The organism is Mycobacterium sp. MS1601, assembly GCF_001984215.1.
Taxonomy (GTDB): domain Bacteria; phylum Actinomycetota; class Actinomycetes; order Mycobacteriales; family Mycobacteriaceae; genus Mycobacterium.
In genome coordinates, this window is the sequence record NZ_CP019420.1 from 1,576,036 (window position 1) to 1,589,245 (window position 13,210).

The following is a 13,210-nucleotide window of genomic DNA, read 5'->3' on the forward strand; positions in this document are numbered from 1 at the left end:
TTAAGTAATTGAGGTTGTCATGCGAGTTCTGATCTCCGGTGCGAGCATCGCCGGCCCCGTGCTGGCCTACTGGCTCAACCGCGGCGGCTTCGAGGTCACCGTCGTCGAGCGGTCGCCCGAACCGCGGAAAACCGGCGGGCACGCCATCGATTTGTTCGGCCCCGCCATGAACATCGCCGAACAGATGGGCGTCCTCGACCGAGTTCTCGACCACGCCACCGGCACTGATCGCATCCTGGCGTACCGCGACGGGTCCCCCCGCCCAGCCCACATCGACTACCGCAAGTTGTCGGCGGCCATCTCGGACCGGCACGTCGAGATCATGCGCGACGACCTCAGCGAGATCTTCGTCGACGCCGGTACCGACATCGAGTACATGTTCGGCGACCAGATCACCGCGATCGACGGTGCCCGGGTGACGTTCGCCCACTCCCCGGCGCGGGACTTCGACGTCGTGGTCGGCGCTGACGGCCTGCGCTCCGGGGTACGGCGGCTGGTGTTCGGCGACGACGCTGGACGCACCGAGTTTCTCGGCACGTACCTGTCTGTCCTATCGATTCCCAAATCACTTGCCCGAGAGGGGGAATCATCGATGCACTTCGGTGCCGACCGCAGCGTGATGATGTACACCGCCAACCACCTCGACGACGCACGGGCGGTGTTCCTCTTCCGACCCACCACCGACTACCGCTATGACCACCGCGACCACGAGGGTCAGAAACAGCAGCTGCGAGCCCACTTCCGCGGTATGTCGGCCGACGTGGACCGCTGGCTCGATGAACTCGACGGCACGCCGACGTTCTATTTCGACGCCATCGACCAGCTGCAGCTGACCACCTGGTCCCGGGGTCGGGTGACCCTGGTCGGTGACGCGGGCTACTGCCCCGGCCCAGCTGTCGGCGGCAGTACCAGCCTGGCGGTGATCGGCGCCTACGTGCTGGCCGGCGAGTTGGAGCGCGCCGGCGGGGACCACGCCGCAGCCTTCGCCGCCTACGAGGAGGTGATGCGTGCGCCGGTGCTCGGTGCTCGCGCGTTGGCCAAGAGCATCGCCAAAGGGATCCTGCCGTCGACGCAGCTGGGCGTCCGTGCGCTGATCGGCGCCGGCCGGTTGATCTCGATCCTGCCCACACCGGTGACCGCGGCGCTGGCACGACTCAACAGCACGGGCATCCGGTTCTACAACTCGATCAGCGTTCCGGACTACGGGTTTCCTGTCAGCGCCGCGGGATAGCCTGAGTTTCATGGCCCTATCCACCGCTGATCGCGAACAGTTCCTGGCCCAGCCGCACATCGCCGCACTATCGGTGCACGCCGGCGCCGACCGCGGCCCCCTGACGGTGCCCATCTGGTACCAGTACACCCCGGGAGGTGAGCCCTGGATCCTCACCGGCACCGACTCCCGCAAGGCCCGGTTGATCCAGGCCGCAGGCTTCTTCTCGCTGATGGTCGAACAACTCGAGCCCAGCGTGCGCTATGTCGCGGTGGACGGCGCGGTCAGCCGGATCGAGCCGGGTACCGACGCTCAGATGGAAGAGCTGGCCTACCGGTACCTCGACGACGCCGCTGCCCGGCGCTATCTGGAGTTCGCGACAGCCAACTTCGGCGACCACGTGGCGATCTTCCTGCGGCCGCAGCACTGGCTGTCCTCGGACATGGGCAGCTTCTGAGGCAACAAAAGCCCCCAGCACACCGTTGTGCTGGGGGCTTTTGAGGTCTGCTGCTAGCTGGTCAGCGAGGCAGGCGGGGTGAAGCGCTCACCGTAGCGCTCGGCCAGCTGCTTGGCGCGCGCCACAAACGCTTTCTTGCCGACGCCGAGCTCACCCTGGTATCCGACGATGAACTGCGCGCTGCCACCGGTGTACGGCGGGAAGCCGATTCCCATGATGGAGCCGATGTTCGCGTCCGCGGTGGAGGTCAGCACGCCTTCGTCGAGGCACTTCTGCGTCTCCAGGGCCTCGGCGAACAGCATGCGGTCGATCATGTCCTGCAGCGGGATCTCGGTCTTTCCCGAGTTGAACGTATCGGCCAGACCTTCCCACAGACCGACGCGCTTGCCGTCGACGTAGGAGTAGAACCCGGCACCCTTCAGTCGCGACGGACGCCCGATCTCGATCATCTTGTTGACGACCTCTTCGGCCGGGTGCGACACATGGGTGCCGCCGGCCGCCTCGGTGGCCTTGCGGGTCTCGGTGGCGATCTTCTGCATCAGCTCCAGGTTGAGCTCATCGGAGAGCTGCAACGGCGCCGCCGGGTAACCCGCCTGGGCACCGGCCTGCTCGATGCTGGCGGCGGCAACGCCCTCGCCCAGCATCGCCAGCGCCTCGTTGACGAAGGTGCCGATGACACGGCTGGTGAAGAAGCCGCGGCTGTCGTTGACGACGATCGGGGTCTTGCCGATGGCCAGGGTGTAGTCGAACACCCGGGCCAGCGCCTCGTCGGAGGTCTTCTCGCCCTTGATGATCTCCACCAGCGGCATCTTGTCCACGGGGGAGAAGAAGTGGATGCCGATGAAGTCCTCTTGGCGCTTGACCCCGGAAGCCAGACCGGTGATCGGCAGCGTCGAGGTGTTGGAGCCCAGCAGCGCGTTGGGTTCCACGATGTCCTCGATCTCACCGAACACCTTGTGCTTGAGTTCCTGGTTCTCGAAGACGGCCTCGATCACGAAGTCGACACCCTTGAGATCCTGCGGGTCGGCGGCCGGGGTGATGCGGGCCAGCAGCGCGTCGGATTTCTCCTTGGTGGTGCGTCCACGCTCCAGCGCCTTGGCCTCGATCTTCTCGGAGTAGCTCTTGCCCTTCTGCGCGGCTTCGAGCGAAACGTCCTTGAGCACAACGTCATAGCCGGCCTTGGCCGAGACGTAGGCGATGCCTGCGCCCATCATGCCCGCGCCCAGCACGCCGATCTTCTTGATCTCCTGCTTGGCGATGCCGTCCGGGCGCGAGGCGCCGCCGTTGATGGCCTGCAGGTCCAGGAAGAACGCCTGGATCATGTTCTTGGCGGTCTGGCCGGTCACCAGCGAGACGAAGTAGCGGCTCTCGATGCGGGTGGCGGTGTCGAAATCCACCTGGGCGCCCTCGACGGCAGCGTCGAGGATGGCCCGCGGCGCCGGCATGGGCGCACCCTTGAGCTGCTTCTTCAGCAGGGCCGGGAACGACGGCAGGATGGCAGCCAGGGCCGGATGCGACGGCGTGCCGCCGGGCATCTTGTAGCCCTTCTGGTCCCACGGCTGGGTGTGGGCGTCAGGGTTGGCCTTGATCCACGCCTTCGCAGCAGGCACCAATTCCTCGGTGCTGGAGACCAATTCGTCCACCAGACCGACGTCCTTGGCCTTGCCGGGCTTGAAACGCGTGCCCTGGCTCAGGATCTCCATGAAGGCCTTCTGGATGCCGAACATGCGCACGGTGCGCGCCACGCCGCCACCGCCGGGCAGCAGGCCCAGGGTGACCTCGGGCAGGCCGATCACCACACCCTTGACGTCGGCAGCGATCCGGTGGTGCGTGGCCAGCGCGATCTCCAGGCCACCACCGAGGGCGGCGCCGTTGATGGCGGCCACCACGGGCTTGCCCAGCGTCTCCAGCTTGCGCAGGTCGGCCTTGATGAACTCGACCTCGGCGAACGAGGCTGCCGCGTCGTCGGGGCCGACGTTCATCATGCCCTTGAGATCACCGCCGGCGAAGAAGGTCTTCTTGGCGCTGGCGATCACCACGCCGGTGATCGAATCCTTTTCCGCTACAAGCTTTTCCACGGCATTGTGCATGGACTCCTTGTAGTGGGAGTTCATCACGTTGGCCGAACCCGTGGGGTCGTCCAGCGTCAGGGTGACGATGCCGTCGGCATCCTTGTCCCACTTGATGGTGTTTTCAGCCATTGGTCAGACCCTCTCGATGATGGTGGCCACACCCATGCCGCCGCCGATGCACAGCGTGATCAGCGCACGCCGGGCGCCGCGCCGCTCGAGCTCGTCGACCATGGTTCCGGTGATCATGGCGCCGGTGGCGCCCAGCGGGTGGCCCATCGCGATGGCGCCACCGTTGACGTTGAGCTTCTCGTCGGGGATACCCAGGTCCTTCTGGAACTTCAGCACCACCGAGGCGAAGGCCTCGTTGAGCTCGAACAGGTCGATGTCGTCGACGGTCAGGCCGGCACGGTCGAGCACCTTGCGGGTGGCCGGCGTTGGGCCGGTCAGCATGATCACCGGGTCGGCACCGCTGGTGGCGGTGGCCACGATGCGTGCCCGCGGGGTCAGGCCCTGCGACAGCCCGGCCTTCTCGCTGCCGACCAGCACCAGTGCGGCGCCGTCGACGATGCCGGAACTGTTGCCGCCGGTGTGCACGTGGTTGATCTTCTCGACGTAGTGGTACTTCTGCAGGGCCACGTCGTCGAAGCCGCCCATGGCGCCCAGGCCCTCGAAGGCCGGCTTGAGCTTGGCCAGGCTCTCCAGGGTGGTGCCGGGGCGCATGTGCTCGTCATGGTCGAGCACTACCAGGCCGTTCTGATCCTTGACCGGAACCACGGACTTGGCGAAGTAACCACCGGACCAGGCCGCAGCGGCGCGCTCCTGCGAGCGCACCGCATAGGCGTCGACGTCGTCCCGAGAGAAGCCCTCGATGGTGGCGATCAGGTCGGCGCCGATGCCCTGCGGGACGAAGCCGACGCGGTAGTTGGTCTCGGGGTCCGACGCCCAGGCGCCGCCGTCGGAGCCCATCGGGACGCGGCTCATGGACTCCACGCCACCGGCGAGCACCAGGTCGTCCCAGCCGGAGCGGACCTTCTGCGCGGCGGTGTTCACGGCCTCCAGGCCGGAGGCGCAGAAGCGGTTGAGCTGGAAGCCGCCGGTGGTCTCGGGCAGCTTGGCCACCAAACCGGCGGTGCGGGCGATGTCACCGCCCTGGTCGCCCACGGGTGAAACGACACCGAGGATGAGGTCGCTGATCAGGTTCTCGTCCAGGTCGGGATAGCGCGCGCGGATCTCGTTGATCAGGCCGACCACCAGGTTGACCGGCTTGATCTCGTTGAGGGAGCCACCGCGCTGCTTGCCGCGCGGTGTGCGAATGGCCTCGTAGATAAAGGCTTCTTCGGACATACGTTGTCTCCAGGTGCTGTTCAGGGTTGATGCAGGGAGGTTTGTCCTCTATTGCGCCAGCCTAGCAGCCTCGCCCAACCGCTTGGTTGGGAGCCTGTTCTCGCCCTGGTGGTCAGGTGGGCACCACCTGCCTGCGAGCACCTTCCACCACTCGCGACACGAGTGCCCCGAACACCAGCGCGATCGCCACCCACATCACCAGCTGGGTGCCGAAGGAGTACAGCCGGAATTCGTAGAGGTCGTCGGCCGGGAAGCCGCCGAACACGATCACCCCGGCGTCGTCGACGATGGGTCCCGGCGTCTCGTCGATGGTCGGCAGCACCAACATCAGCACCGCGACCGCCCCCACGTAGGCGCCTCCGGCCGACAGCGCGGCATTCCAGGCGCCCAGTTTGGTGGTCAGCCGGCGACCCAGGTGCACGGCCGCCACCAGAATCACCACCGACAGCACCACCATCAGCACATACAACAGCGTGCGCTGTTGAAGGGTGCCGTCCAGACTGACCGCAGGCGGGTTCGGTGGGTACTTCAGCGCGGGCACCACCCACACCGACAGCAACATCCCAGCGGCCAGCACACCCGACAGTGCCCGCGCCGAGATGTCACCGATATGTCCGTAGGTCACGCAGAAGACGACGGCCAACAGCGCGCCCATCGCCGCCGAGAACGCCAGGACACCGAAGCCCATCCCGATGTTGGCCTGGACGGCGCGGGTGAACAGTTCGACGCCCTCGCCGTGGGAGTGGCCGCCGTGGCTGGCCTCGTGGGCCGCGCTGACGCCCTCTTCGTATCCGATGGCCCGCTCGATCACCGGTTCCAGGAAAATCCGCGCGAACACGAATGCCGATACCGCGCCTGCGACGCCGGCCAACACGCCGCGCCCGATGATGTGCTTTTCCATGGTCGGCGACTCAGTGGCAGGGGAAGCCGAGGAGGTGACGGGCATCGTGGGTGAACTCGTGCACGTAGGTGTTGTTGCCGAACACCGAGGTTGCGCCCTGGTCCATCCCGACGAAGTAGAGCGCCAGCAGCGCGAAGAAGGCGGTGAGGGACAGCCAGGCCACTGCCTTGGCTGCGGAAAGATCCAGCGCTGTCGAGCGCTTCTGTGTGGTGTCCATGATGTGCCTTTCTCAGATGTGATTACGTGGGGACGACGGCGCGGTCAGGCCGGCTCAGTGCGCCGGCCAGTTGCTCGGCGACATAGCCGAAAGCGGTGCCCAGCACCATGGCCATCAGCGCGATGGCGGCAGGGTGCGAGATGGACGGTGCGTCGGCGATCGAGCGGCCGGTCACGCCGATGATGCCGACAGTCGAGGCGAAGCCGAAAAAGGAAGCGGGAGTGAAGGAGAACAGGTCGAACCGACCGATGGCCACCAACACGCCCGCTCCGAAGACTATGCACAGGGCAGTCGCCCACGGGCCGCCGCCGAGTGCATGCGCCACCAACAGGGTGGCGGTGGCGCTGACGATGCCCACCACTGCCATGGGCAGTGATCGGCGCATCCCGGCGATGCCGCCGCCTGCGGCGACAAACGATGCCCAGGCGATGAACAAGGCCCAGATGGGCACAGTCACCAGATAAACGGTGACCAGAAAGGAAGCAGCCCCCAGGACACCGATCACCAGGGTCGCCGCCAGACGTTCGTTCATCGGTGAGTCCTCGAGTTGGCAACCGGCTGTCCTGCGTACACCGCGATGGGTTTGATCCGGTCCCGGATCTCGGCCAGCGGGGTCATCGGATGGTCATGATCGTGATCATGTGCCGGAGTCGGGCAATCACGTTGCACCCGATGATGATTGGTCAGTTCGATGGGCTGCCCGTGTGGGGTACCCAGGTAGGCAAGGCGCCACTGCTCGTGCCGCTCGTCCACCATCTCGTCCGAGACCCCGGCGTGCCGGTCGATCATCCGGTTCACGGTGGTCAGCCACTGCCGATAGTAGGACTCGGTGACCGTCTCGTGCTCGCGTCGCGGCGATCCGTTGATCTCGGCGGAGAACTCGTCCACCCACTCGGTCCAGGTGAACATCTTCTGCCGGGTGAGCGCCACGACCAGCGCGAAAGCCTCTACCTGCCAAGGCTCTTCGAAGGCAACTTCCGGATCTTCGCCCGCGGACAGCAGCGCGTTCACAAGGCCCGTGCCGGATCGAGGTAGCTGTCCCACAGATCGATGTAGATCCACGAGTTGGGGGTGCCGCGGTCGCCGAACAACTCAGCGCTGCTGAACTTGATGCTGTAGAGGTGCTCGGGGTTCTCCCCGCGGCCATGGGCCATGGTGTCGGGGTAGACGAAGAACCCGTGATGACGGTCGACGACGCCGACGTGGCATTTGGCGTAACCCGGCAACCGGGTGTGACCGATCGGATTGTGGTTGCGCACCACAACGGTGTCGCCTTCGGCGAAGCGTGGCTCGACCGTGACAGGCCGAGTGAAGTCACCGGGAGTGCGGATTGCGCCGAGAACCTCGGCGGGAGCGAGCTTCTGCATGTCAGGCCTGCTTCTCTTTCTCTTCCGGGGCCGAGAGTTCCGCGATGCGGGCGTCCAGTTCTTCCTTGGTGAACAGGCCGTTGCCGTAGCCCAGGTTCTCGGCCGCGCGCAGCCAGTGCACGTAGTACGGGGTGGTGAGATACTCTGCCGGATCCATGATCTCGATGGAGTGCCGGAACTCGTCGAGTGGGCACAGGCCGGCGGCGAAGTACAGGCCGATCACGGAGAAGACGTCCTTCTCCCAGTCACCGTGGAACACCACCTCGTCCTCCTCGGTCTTGACGGCCCCCATCCCGTCTTTGCCGCCAACGTCGTGAATTCCGTTCATGCCGCCGCCCCCTGGGGTGTCGATGCCAGTTTTGTACCGATCATGGCGTCGCGGCTCACCAGGTCGGCGAGTTCCTCGACGGTCAATCCCTCTGTGCCGGAGGGGCGTTGCGGAATGACGATATAGCGGATCTCAGCAGTGCTGTCCCACACCCTGATCTCGATGTCGTCGGCAAGCGTGGTCCCGAACTCTGCGAGCACCGCCCGCGGTTCGAAGACCACCCGCGCCCGGTACTGCGGCGCCTTGTACCAGGCCGGAGGCAGACCCAGCACGGCCCACGGGTAGCAGGAGCACAGGGTGCACACCACGACGTTGTGCACGTCGTCGGTGTTCTCGACGAAGATGACGTGTGCCCCTTCGAAACCCGTCATGCCCAGCTCGGCCAAGGTGGCGGTGCCGTCGGCCAGCAGCTTGGCTTTGAAATCCGGTTCCGTCCAAGCCCTCGCGATCACCGCGGCACCGTCTTTGGGGCCGATCCGATTCTCGTAGATGTCGACCACTTCGTTGAACGAGTCGGGGTCGATGATGCCCTTTTCCACCAGCAACGACTGGACCGCCTTGATCCGCAGTTGGGCGTACGGCGGCGGCGCGGTGTAGCCGTCGCTGCGTGTGATTTCTTCCATGGGTGTGTGACCCCTTTCTGGTTGGGTTTATCCGGGCACGACGGACAGCGCCGGCGCGGGTACGGCGTCGGCGGTCGACAAGCTGCCGTAGTGGTGCGGCAGTCGCATACTCACCAGGTCCTTGCGGCGTACCACGTTGGCCGGGTACGGTCCGGGACCGTCGCTGGTGTTGATGGGTGTGGCCACCACCTCGGCGGTGGAACCGGCCACCCGCTCCCGACGTGGGAACTCGAAGGTATCCGGGCCGAATACCCCACTGCGGCCACCGAATTCGGGTGGGTTGGCATAAGCCAGGTACACGTTGTTCTCCCCGGCCCGCACCCGCATGTGATGCCAGTGCAGCGGGCTGGCGGCGCGTGGGATCGGGTAGTTCAAGGGCACCCTGGTCCCGGGGTGGCCGTGATGCAGCTTCGCCGCGATGCGCGCGGGTACGGCGATCACGTCGCAGCCGCGCAGCGCCGCCACCCGGCCGGACTCCGGACGCAGCACGTCGTCACCGTGCAACAGCGCCACCCGACCCACCCGGATATCGGAGTGCGTCCAGGAATCGCCTGCCGTGAAGTACATCTCGTCGACCTCGTTGAGGTGCACCTTGCGGTGCACGGCCACGATTCCCTCGGGTCCGAGCAGCACCACACTGTTGTAGGGCGATGTCCCGGGTTCACCGCGTTCGGCCACACCCACCACCAGGTAGCTGCCACACCCGGCGGCGGCATCCAGCAGCGGCAGCAGAAGCCCTTCGCCGTCAACACTTTCCGCGTAGTCGGCAGCGGCGCTGGGTGGACCCGAGACGCTGAGTTCGGGGAACACCACCAGATCCGCTCCTGCACCGACCGCCTCGAGAAAGGCGTCTCTGATGGCCGCGACGTTGGCCGCCGGGTCGGTGGTGGGGTCCTGTTGGACCACGGCCAGCACCGACTCGCGGCCGGGCGGAATCGGGTCGTTGCCGTAGAGGGTGAAGAAGTCCCGCGGATTCCACAGGAAGGTGTTGGTCTGCAGCTCCCGGTACAGCTCGGGGCGACGACCCGCCAGTCCGGAGTCCCGACCCGCCTTCGCGGCACGCACGGCAGCCAAATCGATTTCGGCGCTCACGATCTCGTCGCCGCTGTCACATACGGCCAGGATCTCGGAATCCGGTGCGATGATGCAGGATCCGCCGCTGAACTGGACGCCGCGCTCCAAACCCCAACGGTTGCTTTCCATCAGGTAGCAGGAGTTCTCGTAGGCGCGGCTGATCCAGTACGGCGCGGGTGTACGTTCGGCGAGCCAGTTGCTGATGTGGCAGATCACGTCCGCACCGTCGAGGGCGACCACCCGCGCGGTTTCCACGAAGTGGATGTCCATGCAGATCAGCACAGCGATGCGGCCCAGCGCGGTGTCGAACACCTGGTGCCCGAGGTTGCCCGGCGCAGCCCACTTGGGTTCAGCGATGTAGCCGTGGGTCTTTCGGTGCGTGCCGATGATGCCCCGGGGGCCGATGAGCACCGCGGAGTTGTACAGCAGCCCGGTGTCGAGATCACGTTCCGGCATCCCGATCACCAGGTGGCAGTCCAGGCGCGCGGCCAGTTCGGCGAACACATCGGTGGCCGGTCCGGGAACCGGCTCGGCCATGGTCTCGGCTTCGGTGATGTCGAAGAAGCAGTACCCGGAGATACCCATTTCCGGGGTGGTGATCAGCTTGGCGCCGCCGGCTGCGGCTTGCGTCACGAGTTCGGCCAGTCGGGCGATGTTGCCCTGCTTGTCGAACAGCACGGGTTCGAACTGGACCGCCGAAGCCAGGTAGGTCGTTTCCGACACGGTGTTCCCTTCGTCGTCGCTGCCACCGCACGGGTCGGTGACGGCTTGAACGCTAGAAACGTTGTGTGTCGATGAGTCGCAACTCAGGTTTCGTCAATGTTAATGACGTTTGGTTATGTTTCCTTTGTGTTACCTGTAGCGGCTTGAGCTGCTCTGTTGCTGATCCAGAAAACATTTTCTTCAGAAACTGATTCGGCCGATCCGAGGACATCCAGCGCATTGGCGACGGCCGTCTGCAGCGTGGAAAGGGCATCGGAGACCTCGGTGTCGAGGTGGGTGTCGGCGCGGTCGAGGACGTCGGCGCAAGCACGGTGCACGGCGGCCCCGCGGCTGGTCAGGTGGATGTTGATGCGGCGCCGGTCCGCCGGATCGATGCGACGGTAGAGCAGGTTGTTGGTGACCATCCGGTCCACCAGCTTCGAGAGCACCGACGGCGCCAGGCCGGCGTCCTTGCCGATCTTCGACATCACCGCAGGCCCGCCGGAGGCCACGTGGTCCAGGACACGCCACTCGTCGAGCGAACACCCCTGGACGGCAAGCAGAGCTTCCACGCGGCCTCGTAGCATGCGGACCAGGGCATCGGCCTGTAGTGCCACCTGCGATGCCGTTCCCATTGCCGGGTCCCTCCGATCGGTCTACCGTGGGCGCCAATGGCACACCACCGTCGGTGGCGACCTTAGTCGCCCGAATCGGATCGGGCCTGACGAAAACCCGTGCCGCTAGTCGAAAGTCACCACGATGCTCACATCACACCACGACGACGTCTTCAGCGTCGCGGTGGTGAACCCGCTGCAAGGTCCACTCGGCATCATCGGGCCGCCTGCACAATTGTGCACACAGCTGGCGGCCGAGGAGATCAATGCCGCAGGCGGCATCCTGGGTCGCGAGCTCCGGTTGGTGACGGTCGACGGGGGCCTGCCGCCCGCGGTCATCGCAGCCCGGCTCGATGCGTTGGTGTCCACCCGCCAAGTGCATTCGGTGATCGGCACACACACCTCCGCGGTGCGCAGGGCGGTGGCGCCGAGGTTGGCGGGGCGGGTGCCCTACATCTACACGTCGTTGTACGAAGGCGGCGAACGTGATCCCGGGGTGTTCGTCACCGGTGAGACTCCGGACACCCAGTTGCTTCCGGCGCTGACGGTGTTGGAACAGGAGTTCCGGGTCCAGGACTGGTTTGTGGTGGGCAACGACTACATCTGGCCGCGGTCCACCGCCCGCCAGATCGGCGCCCACCTCGCGGCAGACAATCGAGCATTGCGCGGAGCTGCGTATGTTCCGTTGGGGTGCAACGATTTTGCCGCCGTACTGGACCGTGTGGAGCGCTCGGATGCCACGGGAGTGGTGGTACTGCTGGTGGGGCAGGACGCGGTGGACTTCCACCGCCAGTTCGCCGATCGCGGCCTACACCACCAGATGGTGCGCCTGAGTCCGTTGATGGACGAGAACATGCTGCTGGCGGCGGGCGCCGCGGCCGCAGAACAGCTCTACGTGAGTGCGGCGTACTTCTCGGCGCTGCCCACTCAGGGCAGCCTGGACTTCACCGCACGGTATTCACAACGCTTCGGGCCCGACGCCCCGATGGTCGGGACCATGGCCGAATCCTGTTACGAAGGTCTGCACCTGCTGGCTGCGCTTACCGAATCCGCTGGCAGCGCTGCCGTCTCAGAGCTGTGTCTGGTGGCCGACGACGTCGAGTTCGAAGGCCCCCGTGGTGCGCAGCGCCTCACTGCGCACCACACCTCGCAGCAGAACTATCTGGCCAAAGCGGCCGGACTCGACTTCGATGTGCTGGCCTCACTGAGTTCGGCCAAAGTCGGGTAGTCGGTGTAGCCCACCGGACCCGCTGCGTAGAACGTGGCGACGTCCGGCTCGTTCAGGTCGGCGCCCAACTCCAACCGGGTGATCAGGTCAGGGTTGGCCAGGAACGCCCGGCCCACGGCGGCAGCGCTGATGACGCCCCACTCGGCCAGCTCTTCGAGTTGGCAGAAGTTGGTGTCACGGTCACGGCCGGTGTTGAGCACCAGCGGTCCGTCCCAGAGCGACCTCAGCGTGGCGAACACCGGGTCCGACGGATCGATCAGGATGTGCAGGTAGGCCAGCCCCAGCGCGTCGATACGCCGCAACAGGGCCTCGTAGGCACTCACCTTGTCGTTCTCGCGCATGTCGCCTGCGGTGTTTCCTGGCGAGATCCGCAGGCCCACCCGGCCCGCGCCGATCTCGTCGGCCACGGCTTCCACCACCTCGGCGGTGAGTCGCGCCCGGTTCTCCGGCGAACCGCCGTAGACGTCGGTGCGCTGGTTCACCACGTCGGATGAGAACTCGTGGAGCAGATAGCCGTTGGCACCGTGGATCTCCACACCGTCCATCCCCGCGTCGACGGCACGACGTGCCGCCGAGCGGAACTGTCCGACAATGGTCTCGATCTCCGCAATGGTCAGGGCCCGCGGCTCGGGCAGCGGCTGCTTGCCCGACGGGGTGTGTGTCACCATGTCAGCCGCGATGGGAGACGGCCCCACCACGTCGAATCCGCTGATCTCCGGATGCGCCATGCGGCCGACGTGCCACAGCTGGACGAACATCTTGCCGCCTTCGGCGTGCACGGCCGAGGCGATCTCACCCCACTTCTCCTGATGCCTGTCGGTGTACAGACCCGGGGTGTGCATGTAGGCGCCGTTGGCCTGCTCACAGATGGCGGTCGCCTCGCTGATGATCAGGCCCGCCGCGGCGCGCTGGGCGTAGTAGGTCACCGCCAGGTCCGACGGCGTGGCGTCGGCGTCGGCGCGCGAACGCGTCAGGGGTGCCATGAAGATCCGGTTCTCGGCAGAGGTGTCGCCGATCTGAATGGGCTTGCGCAGCGCCGCATCACTGCCGAGGGTGAATGTCATGCAGCTTTA

The 13,210-nt window shown here is 65.9% G+C and carries 15 protein-coding genes; 3 read left to right on the plus strand and 12 right to left on the minus strand.

Features of this window, described 5'->3' with window-relative positions:
• Window positions 1–19 precede the first annotated feature (19 nt).
• Window positions 20–1,231, plus strand: a complete 1,212-nt coding sequence (locus BVC93_RS07685) for an FAD-dependent monooxygenase (protein ID WP_083736646.1) — start codon at window positions 20–22, stop codon at window positions 1,229–1,231.
• 10 nt (window positions 1,232–1,241) lie between these two features.
• A complete protein-coding gene (locus BVC93_RS07690) occupies window positions 1,242–1,667 on the plus strand; it encodes a pyridoxamine 5'-phosphate oxidase family protein (RefSeq protein WP_083736647.1) in 426 nt (141 codons plus the stop codon).
• Between the two features lie 53 nt (window positions 1,668–1,720).
• On the opposite strand, the gene BVC93_RS07695 is transcribed toward BVC93_RS07690, so the two are convergent.
• The 11 genes from BVC93_RS07695 to BVC93_RS07745 all read right to left on the minus strand — a co-directional run bounded on the left by BVC93_RS07695 (window position 1,721) and on the right by BVC93_RS07745 (window position 10,930).
• Window positions 1,721–3,868: a 3-hydroxyacyl-CoA dehydrogenase NAD-binding domain-containing protein gene (locus BVC93_RS07695; RefSeq protein WP_083736648.1), complete on the minus strand. Its 2,148-nt coding sequence runs from the start codon at window positions 3,866–3,868 to the stop codon at window positions 1,721–1,723.
• 3 nt (window positions 3,869–3,871) lie between these two features.
• Entirely contained in the window at window positions 3,872–5,083 is a 1,212-nt protein-coding gene (locus BVC93_RS07700; protein ID WP_083736649.1) for an acetyl-CoA C-acetyltransferase, read from the minus strand.
• A 112-nt stretch (window positions 5,084–5,195) separates the two neighbouring features.
• Window positions 5,196–5,984: a CbtA family protein gene (locus tag BVC93_RS07705; protein WP_083736650.1), complete on the minus strand. Its 789-nt coding sequence runs from the start codon at window positions 5,982–5,984 to the stop codon at window positions 5,196–5,198.
• 10 nt (window positions 5,985–5,994) lie between these two features.
• Complete coding sequence (locus tag BVC93_RS07710) at window positions 5,995–6,201, minus strand: CbtB domain-containing protein (protein WP_083736651.1); 207 nt, start codon at window positions 6,199–6,201, stop codon at window positions 5,995–5,997.
• 22 nt (window positions 6,202–6,223) lie between these two features.
• Entirely contained in the window at window positions 6,224–6,733 is a 510-nt protein-coding gene (locus BVC93_RS07715; RefSeq protein ID WP_083736652.1) for a DUF1097 domain-containing protein, read from the minus strand.
• Window positions 6,730–7,212 carry a nitrile hydratase accessory protein gene (locus BVC93_RS07720; protein ID WP_083736653.1) on the minus strand — a complete coding sequence of 161 codons (483 nt, stop codon included), beginning with the start codon at window positions 7,210–7,212 and terminating at the stop codon, window positions 6,730–6,732. The genes BVC93_RS07715 and BVC93_RS07720 overlap by 4 nt, the downstream gene beginning before the upstream one ends.
• Window positions 7,209–7,568, minus strand: coding sequence for an SH3-like domain-containing protein (locus BVC93_RS07725; RefSeq protein WP_083736654.1), 360 nt, complete (start codon window positions 7,566–7,568; stop codon window positions 7,209–7,211). The genes BVC93_RS07720 and BVC93_RS07725 overlap by 4 nt, the downstream gene beginning before the upstream one ends.
• A 1-nt stretch (window position 7,569) precedes the next feature.
• Window positions 7,570–7,896: an SH3-like domain-containing protein gene (locus BVC93_RS07730; protein WP_083736655.1), complete on the minus strand. Its 327-nt coding sequence runs from the start codon at window positions 7,894–7,896 to the stop codon at window positions 7,570–7,572.
• Window positions 7,893–8,519 carry a nitrile hydratase subunit alpha gene (gene nthA / locus BVC93_RS07735; protein WP_083736656.1) on the minus strand — a complete coding sequence of 209 codons (627 nt, stop codon included), beginning with the start codon at window positions 8,517–8,519 and terminating at the stop codon, window positions 7,893–7,895. Before nthA ends, BVC93_RS07730 begins: the two co-directional genes overlap by 4 nt.
• 27 nt (window positions 8,520–8,546) lie before the next feature.
• Window positions 8,547–10,316 carry a nitrilase-related carbon-nitrogen hydrolase gene (locus BVC93_RS07740; RefSeq protein WP_083736657.1) on the minus strand — a complete coding sequence of 590 codons (1,770 nt, stop codon included), beginning with the start codon at window positions 10,314–10,316 and terminating at the stop codon, window positions 8,547–8,549.
• Between the two features lie 113 nt (window positions 10,317–10,429).
• The gene (locus tag BVC93_RS07745) at window positions 10,430–10,930 is read right to left on the minus strand and encodes a MarR family winged helix-turn-helix transcriptional regulator (RefSeq protein ID WP_083736658.1); all 501 of its coding nucleotides are present in this window, start codon (window positions 10,928–10,930) and stop codon (window positions 10,430–10,432) included.
• A 124-nt stretch (window positions 10,931–11,054) separates the two neighbouring features.
• Here BVC93_RS07745 and BVC93_RS07750 point away from each other — a divergent pair, with 124 nt between their 5' ends.
• A complete protein-coding gene (locus BVC93_RS07750; protein WP_083736659.1) occupies window positions 11,055–12,137 on the plus strand; it encodes a substrate-binding domain-containing protein in 1,083 nt (360 codons plus the stop codon).
• Here the strand turns inward: BVC93_RS07750 and BVC93_RS07755 are convergent.
• Entirely contained in the window at window positions 12,068–13,201 is a 1,134-nt protein-coding gene (locus BVC93_RS07755; RefSeq protein ID WP_083736660.1) for an alkene reductase, read from the minus strand. The two genes, BVC93_RS07750 and BVC93_RS07755, sit on opposite strands and share 70 nt — an antisense overlap.
• Window positions 13,202–13,210 lie beyond the last annotated feature (9 nt).

What these genes read in the sequence shown, in the direction of transcription:
- BVC93_RS07685 (WP_083736646.1), top strand. Translation starts at nt 20, where the DNA reads ATGCGAGTTCTGATCTCCGGTGCGAGCATCGCCGGCCCCGTGCTGGCC.
- BVC93_RS07690 (WP_083736647.1), top strand. Translation starts at nt 1,242, where the DNA reads ATGGCCCTATCCACCGCTGATCGCGAACAGTTCCTGGCCCAGCCGCAC.
- nthA (WP_083736656.1), bottom strand. Translation starts at nt 8,519, where the DNA reads ATGGAAGAAATCACACGCAGCGACGGCTACACCGCGCCGCCGCCGTAC.
- BVC93_RS07700 (WP_083736649.1), bottom strand. Translation starts at nt 5,083, where the DNA reads ATGTCCGAAGAAGCCTTTATCTACGAGGCCATTCGCACACCGCGCGGC.
- BVC93_RS07710 (WP_083736651.1), bottom strand. Translation starts at nt 6,201, where the DNA reads ATGGACACCACACAGAAGCGCTCGACAGCGCTGGATCTTTCCGCAGCC.
- BVC93_RS07755 (WP_083736660.1), bottom strand. Translation starts at nt 13,201, where the DNA reads ATGACATTCACCCTCGGCAGTGATGCGGCGCTGCGCAAGCCCATTCAG.
- BVC93_RS07695 (WP_083736648.1), bottom strand. Translation starts at nt 3,868, where the DNA reads ATGGCTGAAAACACCATCAAGTGGGACAAGGATGCCGACGGCATCGTC.
- BVC93_RS07750 (WP_083736659.1), top strand. Translation starts at nt 11,055, where the DNA reads ATGCTCACATCACACCACGACGACGTCTTCAGCGTCGCGGTGGTGAAC.
- BVC93_RS07705 (WP_083736650.1), bottom strand. Translation starts at nt 5,984, where the DNA reads ATGGAAAAGCACATCATCGGGCGCGGCGTGTTGGCCGGCGTCGCAGGC.
- BVC93_RS07745 (WP_083736658.1), bottom strand. Translation starts at nt 10,930, where the DNA reads ATGGGAACGGCATCGCAGGTGGCACTACAGGCCGATGCCCTGGTCCGC.
- BVC93_RS07730 (WP_083736655.1), bottom strand. Translation starts at nt 7,896, where the DNA reads ATGAACGGAATTCACGACGTTGGCGGCAAAGACGGGATGGGGGCCGTC.
- BVC93_RS07725 (WP_083736654.1), bottom strand. Translation starts at nt 7,568, where the DNA reads ATGCAGAAGCTCGCTCCCGCCGAGGTTCTCGGCGCAATCCGCACTCCC.
- BVC93_RS07715 (WP_083736652.1), bottom strand. Translation starts at nt 6,733, where the DNA reads ATGAACGAACGTCTGGCGGCGACCCTGGTGATCGGTGTCCTGGGGGCT.